The 15,817-nt window shown below is 45.1% G+C and carries 12 protein-coding genes and 1 pseudogene; 5 read left to right on the forward strand and 8 right to left on the reverse strand.

The window, feature by feature from the left end; genetic code table 11:
• Positions 1–20: 20 nt before the first annotated feature.
• From AC3CID_RS22870 to AC3CID_RS22890, 5 genes and pseudogenes are all read left to right on the forward strand, one after another.
• Positions 21–212, forward strand: a pseudogene (locus AC3CID_RS22870) (IS110 family transposase); the annotation flags it as partial.
• A 143-nt stretch (positions 213–355) separates the two neighbouring features.
• Positions 356–1,255, forward strand: a complete 900-nt coding sequence (locus tag AC3CID_RS22875) for a homocysteine S-methyltransferase family protein (RefSeq protein WP_488527547.1) — start codon at positions 356–358, stop codon at positions 1,253–1,255.
• A 113-nt stretch (positions 1,256–1,368) separates the two neighbouring features.
• Positions 1,369–2,379, forward strand: coding sequence for a Gfo/Idh/MocA family protein (locus AC3CID_RS22880; protein WP_488527548.1), 1,011 nt, complete (start codon positions 1,369–1,371; stop codon positions 2,377–2,379).
• Between the two features lie 10 nt (positions 2,380–2,389).
• On the forward strand, positions 2,390–3,910 hold the full coding sequence (locus AC3CID_RS22885; protein ID WP_488527549.1) for an SgrR family transcriptional regulator: 1,521 nt from the start codon (positions 2,390–2,392) through the stop codon (positions 3,908–3,910).
• A gap of 153 nt (positions 3,911–4,063) precedes the next feature.
• Positions 4,064–4,462, forward strand: a complete 399-nt coding sequence (locus AC3CID_RS22890; RefSeq protein WP_102500893.1) for a DUF1090 domain-containing protein — start codon at positions 4,064–4,066, stop codon at positions 4,460–4,462.
• A 102-nt stretch (positions 4,463–4,564) separates the two neighbouring features.
• Here the strand turns inward: AC3CID_RS22890 and AC3CID_RS22895 are convergent, their stop codons facing one another.
• The 8 genes from AC3CID_RS22895 to AC3CID_RS22930 all read right to left on the reverse strand — a co-directional run bounded on the left by AC3CID_RS22895 (position 4,565) and on the right by AC3CID_RS22930 (position 15,817).
• Entirely contained in the window at positions 4,565–5,659 is a 1,095-nt protein-coding gene (locus AC3CID_RS22895) for an HDOD domain-containing protein (protein WP_054545956.1), read from the reverse strand.
• Between the two features lie 234 nt (positions 5,660–5,893).
• Positions 5,894–6,949, reverse strand: a complete 1,056-nt coding sequence (locus AC3CID_RS22900; protein ID WP_488527550.1) for an alcohol dehydrogenase family protein — start codon at positions 6,947–6,949, stop codon at positions 5,894–5,896.
• Entirely contained in the window at positions 6,946–7,464 is a 519-nt protein-coding gene (locus AC3CID_RS22905) for a TetR/AcrR family transcriptional regulator (protein ID WP_135454218.1), read from the reverse strand. The genes AC3CID_RS22900 and AC3CID_RS22905 overlap by 4 nt, the downstream gene beginning before the upstream one ends.
• Before the next feature lie 412 nt (positions 7,465–7,876).
• Complete coding sequence (locus tag AC3CID_RS22910; RefSeq protein WP_488527551.1) at positions 7,877–9,352, reverse strand: glutathione synthase; 1,476 nt, start codon at positions 9,350–9,352, stop codon at positions 7,877–7,879.
• A 61-nt stretch (positions 9,353–9,413) separates the two neighbouring features.
• A complete protein-coding gene (locus AC3CID_RS22915; protein ID WP_488528008.1) occupies positions 9,414–11,222 on the reverse strand; it encodes an ABC transporter ATP-binding protein in 1,809 nt (602 codons plus the stop codon).
• Between the two features lie 40 nt (positions 11,223–11,262).
• Positions 11,263–13,083: an ABC transporter ATP-binding protein gene (locus AC3CID_RS22920; RefSeq protein WP_488527552.1), complete on the reverse strand. Its 1,821-nt coding sequence runs from the start codon at positions 13,081–13,083 to the stop codon at positions 11,263–11,265.
• A 6-nt stretch (positions 13,084–13,089) separates the two neighbouring features.
• Positions 13,090–14,721 (reverse strand): glutamate--cysteine ligase, encoded by a 1,632-nt coding sequence (gene gshA / locus AC3CID_RS22925; protein WP_237298574.1) that lies wholly within the window; start codon positions 14,719–14,721, stop codon positions 13,090–13,092.
• Between the two features lie 160 nt (positions 14,722–14,881).
• Entirely contained in the window at positions 14,882–15,817 is a 936-nt protein-coding gene (locus AC3CID_RS22930; RefSeq protein WP_017075712.1) for a LysR substrate-binding domain-containing protein, read from the reverse strand.

Genomic DNA, 15,817 nt, shown 5'->3' on the forward strand with positions numbered 1-15,817 from the left:
TTAAATGCATCGGAGGCACCATGTCTGATTATTCTTATTTCTGCGGTATCGACCGAGCTAAGAACCACTTTAGCCTTCATGCCAATGACCAAAACGGTAAAGTCATACTTCATAAGTCAATAACCCGCTCTAAACTACTGACTACAATAGCAAATATGCAACTCATACGTATAGATAATGATACGTGTGGTGGTGCACATTATTGGGAAAGGGTGAATATAAATTATGCCGTGGCTATCTCCAAAACAGTCCGACACCTTTTCTCGTCCACACCAGGTCTTGATGGCTTCTGTCTGACAAGGTTGTCTGATATGGTGACGGCAGAACTTCAGCAATTGTTTAGATAGTATTAAATATGAAAACACTAACCATACTTGATGGCGGCATGGGCCGAGAACTTAAAGAAATTGGCGCGCCATTTTCTCAACCGCTTTGGAGTGCTCAAGCGCTGATTGAAGCACCCAATTTTGTCAGCCAAGCGCATCAAAACTTTGTCGATGCAGGTGCTGAAATCCTGATCACCAATAGCTATGCGTGTGTACCTTTTCATTTGGGTGAAGCGCTGTTCGAGCAACGCGGCTTTGAACTAGCCGCACTGTCCGGTGAACTGGCTAAAGCGGTTGCTGACAATGCTTTTCACACCGTGAAAGTGGCGGGCGCGATTCCACCTCCATTTGGCAGCTACCGACCAGACTTATTTAAGGTAGAAGAAGCGGCGCCAATTATTCAAACGCTTTACGATGCCCAAGACCCGAATATCGATCTTTGGATAGCGGAAACCATCTGCAGCCTGAAAGAATTCGACTCCATTCATGCGGTACTTAAGCAGTCAGATAAGCCGTGTTACTACGCATTCAGTTTGGAAGATACCAAGGGCGATTCTGCCAGCATTCGCTCTGGCGAAAGCGTAACAGAAGCGACCAAACTTGCCTGCCAATCGAACGCGAAAGGCATTATGTTTAACTGTTCAGTGCCTGAAGTGATGGATCAAGCCATTATCGATGCTAAGAAAGTGATCGATGAGCTAGGTAGTAGCTTAGAAATCGGGGTATATGCCAACAACTTTGCACCTATCAGCAGCGAACATGAAGCGAATGACATGTTTCAAGAAATGCGTGAGCTGGATGGCCAGGGTTATTTAACTTATGTAAAACGCTGGCACGCATTGGGTGCGAATATTGTCGGTGGCTGTTGTGGCATCGGGCCAAAACACATTCAAGCCCTAGCCGATTGGAAACGCTCCATACAGAGCTGATCCAGAGCTTCAACTAGAATAAAATAAATAGAGAACAGGTTGAGAAATCTGTTCTCTATTTGTATGTGGCGTCTCTGAGTACACTGAGACAAAACAACGATTTGGAGCAACTGATGAGCGACACGCAACGAAAAATCAAATGGGGCATCGCAGGGCTAGGCAATATCGCCAATCGATTCGCAACAGCTGTAACAGAGCATAGTCTGCATGGTGAACTGTATGCCGTTGCCGCAAGAGATCACTCACGCGCAACCACGTTCGCCGACAAATTTGGTAGCCACAAGGCTTATGGTTCTTATGAAGAGATGGCGAATGACCCAAATGTTGAAGCGGTTTACATCGCTACGGTTCACCCATACCACCAGCCACTTGCTGAACTGTTTCTAAAGAATAAAAAACATATATTGGTTGAGAAGCCGGCTTTCACCAATCTTGCTGATTGGCTTGAGATGAAAGCCCTCGCCAAGAAAAATGGCGTGATGCTGTTAGAAGCGATGAAAACTGTGGTGTTTCCCGCGTATCGTGAGCTCCAATCATTCTTGGTCAATAACCACATTCAAATAGATTCAATCGAAGCCAGCTTTGGTAACCATCACGACTATGAGCCCAATTTGTTTATCTTCAATCCGGATTTGTCAGGCGGATCAACGCTCGATGTTGGGGTCTATGGGCTTTGGTTCTTCTACGATTTGTGTCGAACACTGGGTGTGAATCCTTCAAAACCTCAGGTAGAGATGTCATGTCTGTATGAGGGGGCGAATGTTGATACCGATGCGTGCTTTACATTCTCTGGCGATATAAACGGTAAGATATCGGCATCAACGGTGCAAAACCTTCCCCGATCAGCACACTTGACTGGGCCCAACACTAAGATCACCATTCACGAAAAATGGTGGAATCCGGCCTTTATTGAGATTGAACATCAAGGGCAGAAGTCGACCATCAACAAACGAGTGACGGGCAATGGGTTCGAATTTGAAATCGACCATTTTTCAGATTTGGTGCTTCAAGGCAAAACTGAATCGGATATCCTAAGCTCAGAGGTAACCTCTCAAGTGCTCGATACGATGGAGAAAGCACTCATTGACTCTGGCTATAAACATTTAACTCAACCTCGTCGTTAGGAAAAGCAAATTGGGCAACCTTAAGCGCAAGCTTGAACTGTATGAAAAGATATTTCAGGCTTTTGGGCCTGGAGTATCACATTGTCAGGTCAACCAACTGGCCACACTGCTGCACGTGAGTGAACGTCACGTTCAAACCTTACTCAAAGCGATGACAGCACAAGGCTGGATTGAGTGGCACGCCAGCTCAGGCCGCAGCAAGAAGGCACAACTCACGTGTCTGGTTGAGCCCATTGAGGCGTGTTACCAATACGCACAAACCCAAGCTGACGCAGGCAACATCGAACAGGTGTTTAGCACCTTGAGCTTCAATGGCCGCAATGCTGGCGCTGAGTTACAAGCCTTTCTAAGCAATACCAATCCGTCGGCGCAGAATATCGCGTATATCCCATTTCACCGAGAACTCGAAGCGCTTCACCCTCAACGAGTACTTAGACGCACCGAACGTTTCTTAGTGATGCAAACTTGCCAACGCCTAACCTCCGTTAAGCACGGCAAACTCAGCGGCGATCTGGCTTATAATTGGCAGCCTGATCTAGATGCGACACAGTGGCACTTTCAAATTCGCAATGGCGTTCAGTTCCATAACGGTCGAACACTCGAACCTCAAGACATAACACGCAACCTTAACTCGCTAATTCAAAGCAAAATATGGCGTCGTTGTTATCAGCATATTGATGAGGTCTCTGTCTCGACTGGTAATGTGGTTGTCGTGAAATTGAATCAACCTGATTGGCACTTACCGCGCCTACTTGCCAGAGTTGAAGCCTCCATATTTGATCACTCATCACCGACTGAAAGGCTGATTGGATCTGGCGCGTTCTCATTAGACATATTCTCGAGCAAGATGTTGAGATTGAGCCGCAATAGCGCGTATTCACACAGTACACCCATTCTCAATCGAGTCGAATTGTGGGTCTATCCAGAATGGGCACAGAGCAAAGCTTGCGCTCAAAATCAGGTGTGCGTGAAACTGCCCGAGAAAACGATCACCGTGCGTGGCGATGACCATTCTTCTCAATCGGATTTCGGCTCAACATTTTTAAAAATTCAGAACCCAACATTGTCGAAAACCATTCGTGAATTCACTGTTGAAGACACCTCTGAATGCCAAACCCTTTTCGAGCAATTGTCAGTATCCGGCGACAGCAAAACCAGCGTGGAATATGGACACTACCTAACTAACTTCCTAACTACCAAAGACGTCGCGCTGTGCAGCATTATTGATGAGAACGACACCTTCACTTCGTGGTTAAGCTTTTTCACTCGCTTTCCGTTTGAGGACTTAGCTCTGCCTGCCGAGATGCTAGAGACAATCGAACAAGGCTTAGCCTCAATAAGAAACCAGCCCAACTTTGAGTTAGCGATGAATGCACTATTGGAACTCAAGCATTGGTTGAATGACTCTGAGGTTGTGGTTGAGCTCAAGCAAGAGGTGTTCAATTTACAAGTTTCTGAAAAGATACACGGCGCGCAAGTAAATGGATTCGGTTGGTGCGAACTCGATCAGTTGTGGATTAACCATTTGTAAATCTAGCCATGTTCAAAAATAAGTCATTAGGCACAGCGGCTTATCTTTAACACTCCCCTGCCAATTGCAAAGAAATGGAGTGCTAATGTACTCTCGGAGTGAGACTCAACAAATATAAGCACAAACTAAATAGCCCCAATAAGAAGGTAAACCATGACTCGACACCTAAAAGGCTCATTACTGTTTCTTTGCGCATTCTCTTTTAACAGCATGGCGGGCACCCAATGCGACGCACTAACTGGTTGTGAAAAGAAATTCTGTGAGATCGAATATCAAATAAAGAAAGCGGAGCAGTACGATAATCAGTACAAAGTGGAGCGATTAACCACGGCGTTAAAAGCCGCGAAAGAGAACTGCACTAATGAAGGCTTGAAGGATGATCTCCGTGAGAAGATTGAATCCAATGAACAAGATTTAGCTGAATACCAAGCTGACCTAGAAGAAGCAAAAAGAGACGATAGAGCGGATAAAATCCGAAAGTATGAGGGTAAGATCGAAAAAGAACTGCGTAAAATCGATAAATTAAAGCAAGAACTGGCTAAGATCCCTTAATCGATAATTGAAAAAAAATGGTCTTACTGCTTAGTAAGACCATTTAGAAAATACCGCTTTTTTACGACCTCAAGAATCAGCCTAGCCAACGCCATGCCGTTATTATCCTACCAGCGCTAACTCAGACTCTTTATAGATACGGTTAGCCACTTTGAAAGCCGCAGGTGACATCAATGTCTCTTTGCATCTGCGCTTAAACTGCTCGACTTCAATCGTTTGTTCTTCTAGTAAATAGTACAGCTCACTCAGATAGTTAGCTTCAAACACAGCTTGACCAAGTGGCGTGCATTCGTATCGGCTCGACTCTTGATAACCAATCACCGTCAGCACAGATTCTGGCAACTCCCAGAACTTAGCAATGGTGTAAGTCAGGCGAATAGAGTAGCTGTTCATTAAACGCTTCAATGCTAATGAGTTAGGTGGAACAGAAGGATCAACATGCTTGAAGGCTTCGACCATCATTTGGAAAATGATCATCTTGCCTAAGTTGCGAATCAACCCAACAAAGTACGCCGCCGCTTGATCTTCTTGGGATGAAGAGTCTTTCATCAACTCCTTAGAAAAAGACGCGGTTTGAACGCTGTGATTCCAAATTTTCTCACCGAAATGACGCCAGTAAATATTGTTGCCCGGCGTGAAGTTCTTCATGTAGCTATTCACAACCCCTTCAACAAGTCCTTGAGAACCCATATTTAGGAATGCTGTTTTTAGGTCGGTTACCTGTTTTTCACTACGTTTGTAGAATGCGCTGTTAGCCAGTTTAATCACATCGGCTGCCATGCTCGGCTCGCGCTCAATTACTTTTAGCAATGCATCTACGTCAAATTCGTCACTCTGTAATTCTGCCATTAATGTGGTTACAGAGGCTGGCATCACTGGCAATTCATTGAGCAAGGCTTTTGGAGAGCGAATCAAACGTTCGATCTGACAAGCAACAAAATCACTAAATGGGTCAGACTCCGTTCGAAGGCGAGACTCTCCAAACAAATAATCAAGGAACTCACCATCGTGAAGGCTAAGCGTATTATCGACGATTAATGATGATGGTTGAGCTGACGACGGCGGAACAAAGGTTGAAGACTGAACGGAATCAGTAGCAACGGTTTGTTGTTGCTCTTTTTGGACAGGCTCTGCAGAGGGTTTGTTTTTTGAATCAACAAAAGGTGAGAATAATGCCTGCAATACCCTTTTAAACATCAATACGGCTCCTAGATGAATACAACATAGATAGGGATATATAACGGCGGTGATTATCGCACAGACAACCCATAAACCATACAGTGATAATTGAATCATTAACTATTCAACTGTATAGGATCTGTTACTTAACAGCCTGCGAGACTAGGCCTCCTGTATTCGTCAGAAACAAAAAAGCGAGCACATAACACTGGCTCGCTCTTACATAGGTTAGATGTGTGGCACTGTCTGAAGTTAGCTCTGGGACACTTCCAATACGATCTTACCGACATGCTTTTTCTTCAAGAACTCGTCTTGTGCTTTGTGGATATCAGCGAGCGGATAAGACTGCGCGACGATTGCTTCGATCTGCTGTTTCTCGATACGATTGACTAGATTCTGGAACACTTGTGGTTCTAAAACCGTACAACCAAAAAAGCTGAGATCTTTGAGATACAAAGTTCGTACATCGAGCTCGACCATAGCTCCACCAATTGCGCCAGATACGGCGTAACGGCCACGGGGTTTCAGTACTTCAAGGAACTGAGGCCACTTGTCACCGGCAACTAAGTCGATAACCACATTGATGCTGTTTGCGCCCAACGCTTTAACCAGATCAGCATCACGAGCAACCACTTCATCTGCGCCAAGTTCAAGTAACTGTTGGTTTTTACTTGGGCTAGTAATGGCAATAACATAAGCGCCACGAGCTTTAGCTAGTTGAATAGCCGCAGAGCCCACACCACCCGATGCACCAGAAATAAGCACGCGATCACCTTCGGTTACGTTAGCACGGGTTAGCATGTTTTCTGCGGTCGAGTAAGAGCACGGGAAAGACGCTAGATCAACATCCGACATAGTGCTGTTCACCGCATAAGCGTGTTTCGCGGCCACTTTGGTGTACTCCGCAAAGCCACCATCGCACTCCGAACCGAAATACCATGGCTGTGGCAGATCTCGTCCGTAAACTTCAGTCAAACAAGGTTCGATAAGAACACGTTCACCAATACGATCGGTAGAGACTTCATTCCCAACTGCTACGATAAAACCACACACATCAGCGCCTTGGATACGAGGAAACTGCAACGCTTCACCCGACCAACTTGCGTCGTCTGAGTCATCACTTTTTGAGTACCAGCCGATTCGAGTGTTGATATCCGTGTTGTTTACGCCCGCAGCCATCACTTTGATCAGCACTTCATTAGGTTCAATTTCAGGAACAGCGATATCTTCACGGTAGCCAAGCATTTCTGCTCCGCCGTGTCCTAACATCTCTACGCCTTTCATTGTTTTAGGTAGTTCGAATTTCATCGTGTTTCCTCGAGTAATTTTGTCACCATATTCTGTGCTGATGTCACCGCTTCTTCGCCTAATACTGGCCACGCGCTTGATACACCTTCATGAAGTAGAAAAAGCTCTGAAGCCAGATCGTCTCGTTGACTCTGCTTACCCAGAAGTGCTTTTACTTCTCGTTTATGTTCAGTAACAGCTTGGTTAATTATCTCGTTGTCAGGAAAAGCCGCCATCGCATTCATCGACATACAACCGTGCGGCGCATACTCTTCCATCCACTGTTGTAACTTGTTGAAGATATCAAGCATCGACTCAAGGCCACCAGCAGGTACATTTTCTAATAGGAAATTTAGGTAACGGTGATGACGGTGCTCTAAGGCGCCCACTATCATCGCTTCTTTCGATGGAAAATGTTTATAGAGCGTACGTAGGCTCACGTTGCACGCCGTCTTCAGTTGAGCAACGCTCGGTTCCGCAAAACCTTGCTGGCTAAACGCCACTTCAAGACTTGCTGCAATCTGTTCTCTTAACAAGCTGACCTCTTATACCTAACCAAAGGTAGAATGATTGTTCTACACATATAGTAGAGCGATCATTCTACCCATGTCAATATGCAAATTTTCGAAAGGATAAAATGATAAATCCCGCATCAAATAGGACGTGGGATTTATCAATATGAATGAGAGACTTACCGTTAAATCTAGAGTCGGCTGCGTATCAACATCAACATCAACATCATCGGAAACAAGAACCAGATAGTTAGTTCACTCAGTTGGAGAAAATACCAAAACACTTACTCGATTATTCAAACAACAAACAGGACAAACACCGCTGGCTTTTACTAAGTCAGGAACGTGATTCTTTTTGTACCCACGCATTGACTTTGCGGATGACAAATACAAAAAAACCAGAACATGGGTTCTGGTTTTTGTTCGATATATTGAGTTAATCAATCAACACCAATGAATCGAGAATGCCTTTTCCGCTGTGGATCCCGCCTTCGTTTTCGCTGGCTGGTTTGCTGCGGATTAAGTAGCCCGCGTAGCCGTCTAATTCGGTAACGGGTTTGCCTTGATAGTAAGCGGTGAATAGGCCGACTTCGCTGACTAAGTCTGTCACTAGCGTTTGCTGAGTGTCACGAACTGCAATGGTAGGTACGTCTCGTTCATGTGGGTACAAGCGTTGCATCAATGCCCATGCATCGTATTCTTCGGGCTTAAGTTGGCTCAGTTTTTCACTGATATCGTCACCAAATACACAATGGCCACCGCCCTCGCCTTGGTTTTTCAGCACCCACTCTTGCTTGTCGGCTTGCGTGTTAAACCATTCAATCGATTCACTGGTGATTGGTTTCATGTCCGCCAATACACTCTTCACCAATTCAGCCTCTTCTAGGGTTAAACCCCAACGTGCGTATTCTGACGCAGACATCATGGTCAGCAACATTTGCATGGTTTTACTGGTGGCGAGTTGTTGGCTTATCGTCGCATTCATTGCCACATGGTGCTGCTCGATGAACAAGCGAGTTTGGCTAAGCGTATGACAACAAATAGATTCGTTTAGCTCTGGAGCCCAATAGTCAGAATACTGATAGCCGGCGCGCAGATACACCACATCAATAGCGCCAATGCCTTCGAGTAATAAACGTTTGTTATCACCTGAAGAAAGCTGAGAGCTGAGCTGCTCAAAGGTACGTCGAACCGTGCGAATACCCTGCTTCTGCAGTTCCACTTCGAGTAAGTGTTGGTCATACACATTGTCTTCATTCTTCTGCACCACCATCAAAAATGTTGGTTTTTCAGGAGCATTTTTGTCTGAACAATTGAAGTCCGCTCTCACCTTTCTCGCAGAAGTCGCAATACCGAAAGCCAGCTGTTCAAGACCTTGGTTTCCTGCCGAAGTCGCCGATTTATCTTCCAACCATTTTTGGTAAGTTTCAGGCCATTGATTTTGCATATAGGCATGAAACTCTGTCGCTTTCTGGCCAAACGGAGCCATGCCTGCCGCAATACCATTAAACTCAATCACTTTTGCACCGTGTTGACGGTCATCCATGAAATCAGTGCGCATTAACAACAGTGGCTGACGAGCAGGATTCAAGCGTTCATCAGCACTGCCATGCGCTTGTAAGTGCAGCTCCATCAAACGACCAAAAAACGGGTCAGCCTTAGCCATATCACTCAATGATGACTGCAAGAAGTCATGATCCTCAGATACGTTACTCACCAACTTAGTCATCAGAGGCGTAACCTTACGTAAGTGCTCATATACCTTACGTTCCATTGTCATTGGCGCGATACTGAAAGGACAATGCCTCGCCGTGTTATCGGCCTGACGGAAAGCGACACCATGCATAATTGCCCATTCGCAAGCGTCTTCAATCGTTTGTTGTGAAATCAATGATGCTTTTTCGATATTCATTATTTTTACTCTCAAGTATTAATGATTAGCCGTGTCATTCTTCTAATAACACGCCCATCAACTATGCTGTGGCAGCCGACAATCCTAGCTTGCTGCTTAGGTGTTCTTGTTCTTCTTGCGCCTTTTGGGCTAGATATAAATCACGGTAGTCGCCATCTTGAGCAACCAATTCGTGATGTGTGCCGCTTTGAACAATTCGCCCTTTGTTCATCACCAAAATTTGGTCAGCGTGTTTGATCGTTGAAAGTCGGTGCGCCACCGTTATAACCGTTCTGCCTTCTTGGATTTTCTCTAATGCTATCTTCACTGCCTCTTCCGTATCACTATCAATGTTAGCGGTGGCCTCATCTAACAGGAAGATTTTAGGATCATGCGAGAGCGCTCTTGCTAACGCCAACAGCTGTTTCTCACCAACGGAAAACGAAGCTCCACCGTGACTAGGTTGATGGTCATAACCATTGGTTAAACGTTCAATAAATGAGTGCGCTTTGACTTGTTTCGCAGCATCGATAACCTTGGTTCTTGCTGCTCGCTCACGTTCAGCTAGGTAGCTTCCAGACAGGTCTATGTTCTCAAGCACTGAACCACTGAATATGGTCGGGTCTTGAGACACTAAACCAAACAGTTGCCGTAGTTGCTCCTCTGGGAATGCCGATAAAGGTTGTCCCCCCACCAAAATTGCACCCTTTTGATGATCGTAGAAACGCATCAATAGGTTTATCACCGAACTTTTACCACTTCCGCTATGACCAACAATCGCTGTGAATTGGCCACTTTTAGCCGTAAAACTGACGTCGTTGAGTACTAGCGAACCTTCTTCATAGCTTAATTGAACATCTTTAAACTCAATGTCATACGGCTCTGAAACCTCGACCAACCGGTGAGAATATCGATGATGTTCCGATTCATCATCCAGCAGCTCGAATACACGCTTAGAAGAAACCGTCGCCACCTGTAGCTTTCTTAGTTCCATGGATAACTGGCGGAATGGGTCGAAAAATCGTTCTATATAGTTAAGAAAAGCATACAAAGTACCGACTTCAACGACCGTGCTAAACGAAGCACCAGCAAACCAAGCCACAATGCCCGCAGCAGTTAATGTAGAGACTAAACGAGTGAGCGGGATCAGCATGAAGCTGTCTATTGCGATCGATTTGGCTCTAAATTCAAACCAGCTTTGGTTTTCTTTTTCAAACTTTTCTTTAAACGACTTTTGCTGGCGGAAAGCTTGAATGAGCGCCATTCCCTGCAAAGATTCATTCAATCGACCGTTGATGTTACTCACTTGAATGCGAATGCCATCAAATACTGGCATCGAAATTTTTCGATACAAATGCATGGTCATCAGCAGAATTGGGATCAGCACTAAACTCAATAGCATCAAACGCCAATCAAGTAGTGCAATAGCAATGAAGATCACCGTAATACGTAATGCACCTTGGATAATAGTCGGAAACGTAGAAACAAACATGTTGCGCATCGCTTCGGTATCATTGGTGATGTACGACACCAGTTTACCCGCCGCTAACTTATCAAAAGTATTGATTGGAAAATTGAGCACATGGCTAAACAATTCTCGGCGAATATCATTAACCACCAGCAATGCACTATGGCGGAATGTGACAGCCTGCAGGTAAGTAAACACGGCGGCAATGATGTAAAACATCATCACTCCCCCAGTTAATATAGCAAGGTGTTGCAACTCAAATGTCTGAGGGACAATCACATCGTCTAAGATAATTTTAGCGAGCCATGGGATCGCCATCTCCGCACTCACGGCAACGGTCAACATCGCAAAGGCCAAGATAAAACGCGCTCTATGTGGCAATGAATAAGCCAACAACCGACGGTACATTGAATTGGCCTTCATATCTGTTTGGCTTTGAGACCGTTGAGTTTTTTGTGTTGGCTTAAACATAACTTGCTCCCGTTTCAACAACCTTAGAATTAAACGTGTGAGCCGTTTCTGTAACATCGATAGTTGTCTGAATATCGTCTTTACCGAGCTGGCTTTGACGTTGATAAACCATTGAGTACCAACCTTGCTTAGCAACAAGTTCGTGGTGAGAACCTTGCTCTTCAATTTGACCTTGGTTCAATACCAGAATATGGTCAGCTTCTATCAAGTTGGTTAAGCGTTGAGTGACCAACAACATCGTTTTGTGGCCGTAATGCGCCTTTAAGTTTCGGCGAACCACCACTTCTGTTTTCATGTCCAACGCACTGAACGGGTCATCAAGCAATAAAATATCGGCACCTGAAAGTAGTGCTCTCGCAAGGGTTAATCTTTGCTTTTGACCTCCAGACAAATTATTACCACCTTCGCGTAGTTCAGTATCAAACCCATCAGCCATAGCTTCAATCTCAGCTTGAATACCAGCCATTTTCGCCACATGCTTAATCTCTTCATCGGTAGCGTCCGGCTTTGCTAACGCAATGTTTTCAGCAATCGTCCCTGAGAATAAAAATGGTTTTTGAGGAACCCACGTCACTTTGCTTCGCAACGAATCAAACGTCAGGTCATCGATCGAATTACCGTCCAATGCCATCTTCGAATTTCCGTCCAACGGAAACTGCCTCATCAACAATTGCAACAGCGTACTCTTCCCACCACCAGTCGGGCCCGTAATGCCGACTAAACCGCCTTCACTCACGCTGAATTTGATCGCTTCTAACGTTCGTCTATTTGCACCTTGGTGAGTAAATGAATGAATGTTGACGTCAAGGCTTGATCTCACGTCGTCTGATAGGGTTATCGTCCCTTCCGTTACGTCTTCTGGCTCTGACAATAGGCTGTCGAGGCGTTCCCATGATTTACTGCCACGTTGGAATACATTGAACTGCCAACCAAACTGTAAGAATGGTCCTAGCAACTGACCAAGATACAAAGTGAACGTTGTGAACAAGCCCACCGTAATGCTGCCTTGCTCAATTAACCAAGCGCCATAACCTAATGAAATAACAAACGACAAGCCATAAACCAATTGGATCGTTGGAGCAAATGCCGAATCCACCTTTGCCACTTTAAGGTTCGCTTCCAACGTCTCATCTAACGTCTTACCAAAACGTTGCTCTTGTCGTTGACCAATACCATGTGAACGGACGGCACGGATACCAGCAACGGTTTCACGAGTCTCTTCGCTTAGTTCAGAGAAGCTCGCTTGCGCATGTCCAAAGGCGGTATGTAAACGAGCACCATAACGACGAGTAAAGTAAACCAACAGCGGGAATGGTAATAACGCCACAGCGGTTAAGTGACCACTGACGACAAAAATCATCCCGAAGATCACGGTAAAACCAGCGATAAGAGAGTCAACCAGCGTCATGATGCCCATGCCTGTCGCCTCTTCCACGGCATTAAGATCATTAGTCGCATGCGCCATCAAATCTCCCGTACTGCGACGAGAATAAAATGATGGCGATAAGCGTGAGAACTTATGGAAAAGCTCGCTACGCATGACTCGTGTAATACCAATCGCCGCGCCATAGAGTTTGCTCTGCCATACATAACGCAACCCGTACATGGCAAATGCCGAACCCGCTATACCACCCACATAAAACATGAGCAATGATAGAGTCAGTTCACCATCACTGATGCTATCAACGATGCGACCAATCAGCCATGAAGGTACTAGGTTGAACAATGCGACCACTTGTAAAACAACAAAGGCGATCAAATATTGGCGGCTGAACATTTTAATGTAGCCACGTAATTTCCAAAGAATATCCATAACTTGTTAAACCATCATTTCTTGTTGTTTGCAGTCGCGCTGTAGTTGATTTTGCTTTTTCAAAAAATCATCAAAGCTGATGTCTGGCTGCCTTTCCATTTGTTGCTGCTTGGAAAGCGATTCATCAACCAACGCTGTTAAGTTGTCCATTTTTTCCGTCTCAACTTGGTGTTGCAAATGCACTAACAAGTGCTCATCAGAAAGACGTTGCATTAAGCCTTGATGACTCAGTCCTTGGTCTTTCATTTGTGCCAACAGTTTTGCCGAAGGGGTTAAGTCACTGTTTTGCAGTTTCATACGTTCACTGAAGATACTGGTTTGGTATGAATCCGTAGAAAAAGCATCATCAAACAGCGCTGCTATTTCTTGGATAGCGTCCAACAGATCAAGCCCCAAAGTTTCTAATGACACTTCGCCTTCTAATGTAGGAAGTGTTAAGTCCGGTTTTCGGCCTTGTGTTGCCACGACTTCTTGACGTTGAACGACAATGGCGCGTTCCTCTTCGGTCAAGTTGGGGCTTGGCGCTAATGCACTGTAAACCAGAAAAAGATCCAAAAAGTGGCTTTGCTCTTGCGCAATACCAAGTGGTAAATATGGATTGTTATCCATGCTGCGCAGCTCAACATACTGCACACCGTAATGACACATCGCATACAACGGACGCAATGTATCGTTAACGATTTTTGGTCGCACCGAGCCATACAATTCGTTTTCCAGCTGTAACACAGAACCATTCATTTGCTGATCGATGTCTAGATGTAAGTAGCGCTCACTTGGACGAGTCAAAGCGTTATGCAAATCAGATAAATACTGCTGCCTGTTATTAAAACTGATTGGGTACGATGACTGCTCATCACTGCTGTAACCGAGATTACTCAGACGCAATGATGTCGCCCACGGTAAGTAACAAGTCTCGTCATCAAACACTTCAAGCGCATGTGCTTTGCCTTGCAAATAACTGTTATCTACCGCAGGGGAAGCACCAAATAAATAGGGTACTAACCAACCATGACGCAGCACGTTACGAATCATATGAAAGTAGCGTTCAGAAACGAATGCTTCCAGAGGTATTTGAGCGACACTGCTATCGATGCTCTTCTGGTGATAGTACAGCGCAATCCAAAATGCTTCCGGCAGAGAAAAGTTGTAATGAATTCCAGAGATAAGCTGCATGCGTTTGCCATAACGATTGGCTAACCCTTCTCGATAACGTTTTTTCAGTAGGCCAGCATTCGAAGTGCCATAGCTAGCGATTCTAATCGCGTCCTCACTTTCCGCCTCATCATTCGGCAGTTGTGGTGGCATGCTCGCGCCCCATAAGGTTTCACCCTCAGGTAGGCGAGTCGCAACAAAATGATGCAGTGAAGCAAGCGAATCGAATGTCGCAGTTCGGTCATCCATCGCAGGAGTCACTAACTCTAATTGAGCCTCGGCAAAATCAGTGGTGATATAAGGGTGTGTGAGCGCAGAACCAAGTTCGACTGGATGAGTTTTATCTGAGATACCACCGGTCGCTTGTGTGCGAATTAGCTCACGTTCAATACCGCGACGGATACCCGCCAAAGAAGCATGAACTTGTTCATTTTGTAGGAAGGAAGCGAGATTGGCTTCAATTTTTAATACTTGATTATTTTTCATTGTTTCGTCTTAAAAAAGCTATAGCAACGTAATTAAGACGAGGCTCATGATAAAAAGACGAAATAAAAACAAAAAAATATCCAACTAGTTTCTAATTCGATATTTTTCTTTTAATTTTCAATAAGTAACCAATACTAACTCTTAATTACTTTATCGTTTATTATTGAATCTGTTCGATGATCAAATCGCGAAGCCACTTATGGCTCGGCTCTGAATCGAAGTATTTGTGCCACAGCAAGAATAGACCTCCCGGCACCAAATCGACTGGAACAGGCTTCATCACCAGTTCACCGCTATCAATGTAATCACGTACCGAGTTGTATGGATAACACATCAGCAAATCACTCTGCTTACACAATTTAATGGCGCTGGTGATGTCTGACACGTTAGCGGCTTTATTGATTTCCAACTGCTTAGAGTTCAGCACTTCCATCAATAGCCAATCCCCCGCTCCGCCCGTCACCAACTGTATGTGTCGATACTTCAAGAAGGTGTCGAGGTTCCACTCTTCCTTTAACGCCGGATGGTCATTTCGCATCAAACACACAGAATAGTCCAAGCACAGTTCTACGTAATCCAGATCATCGGGAATACACTGCACATGGGTAGATGCTCGCTCATCTAGCTCAAAAATACCGATGCCAAAATCCACTTCACGTTTTAGCAAACGCTTGAAGCTGTCGCTGCTCCACGTTGAGCTGTTGATGGTAATGTGAGGCGCCTCCGCGAGAGCAGTCGGCATGAAGTGCGGATAAATCGCGGTGTAGGCGGTTTCGACAAGGTCTATAGTGAAGGTACGCTCACTGGCTTTAGGATCGAAAACTTCGGGAACGGTCAGCTTTTCAATTTGCAGTAGGATTTGGTGGACTTTAGGTGCCAAAGCGAGTGCTTTGGGCGTTGGGAACAACCCCTTTGATTCTCGCTCAAACAGCGGATCATCAAACAAAGCTCTGAGTTTAGTGAGCTGTTTACTTACCGCTGACTGGCTCAAAAAGAGTCGATCTGCCGTTTTGCTCACACTCCGTTCTTCAATAAGAACGTGTAAGCAAAGCAGCAAATTCATATCGCATTTAAGTAAGCTTTTCACATCTACCAT

Source organism: Vibrio sp. QJM3NY_21 (genome assembly GCF_057785975.1).

Excerpts from the sequence above, each read along its gene's own strand:
- AC3CID_RS22875 (WP_488527547.1), top strand. The coding sequence starts at position 356 with ATGAAAACACTAACCATACTTGATGGCGGCATGGGCCGAGAACTTAAA.
- AC3CID_RS22900 (WP_488527550.1), bottom strand. The coding sequence starts at position 6,949 with ATGAAATTCGAACTACCTAAAACAATGAAAGGCGTAGAGATGTTAGGA.
- AC3CID_RS22930 (WP_017075712.1), bottom strand. The coding sequence starts at position 15,817 with ATGGTAGATGTGAAAAGCTTACTTAAATGCGATATGAATTTGCTGCTT.
- AC3CID_RS22920 (WP_488527552.1), bottom strand. The coding sequence starts at position 13,083 with ATGGATATTCTTTGGAAATTACGTGGCTACATTAAAATGTTCAGCCGC.
- AC3CID_RS22880 (WP_488527548.1), top strand. The coding sequence starts at position 1,369 with ATGAGCGACACGCAACGAAAAATCAAATGGGGCATCGCAGGGCTAGGC.
- AC3CID_RS22915 (WP_488528008.1), bottom strand. The coding sequence starts at position 11,222 with ATGAAGGCCAATTCAATGTACCGTCGGTTGTTGGCTTATTCATTGCCA.
- AC3CID_RS22890 (WP_102500893.1), top strand. The coding sequence starts at position 4,064 with ATGACTCGACACCTAAAAGGCTCATTACTGTTTCTTTGCGCATTCTCT.
- AC3CID_RS22895 (WP_054545956.1), bottom strand. The coding sequence starts at position 5,659 with ATGTTTAAAAGGGTATTGCAGGCATTATTCTCACCTTTTGTTGATTCA.
- gshA (WP_237298574.1), bottom strand. The coding sequence starts at position 14,721 with ATGAAAAATAATCAAGTATTAAAAATTGAAGCCAATCTCGCTTCCTTC.
- AC3CID_RS22910 (WP_488527551.1), bottom strand. The coding sequence starts at position 9,352 with ATGAATATCGAAAAAGCATCATTGATTTCACAACAAACGATTGAAGAC.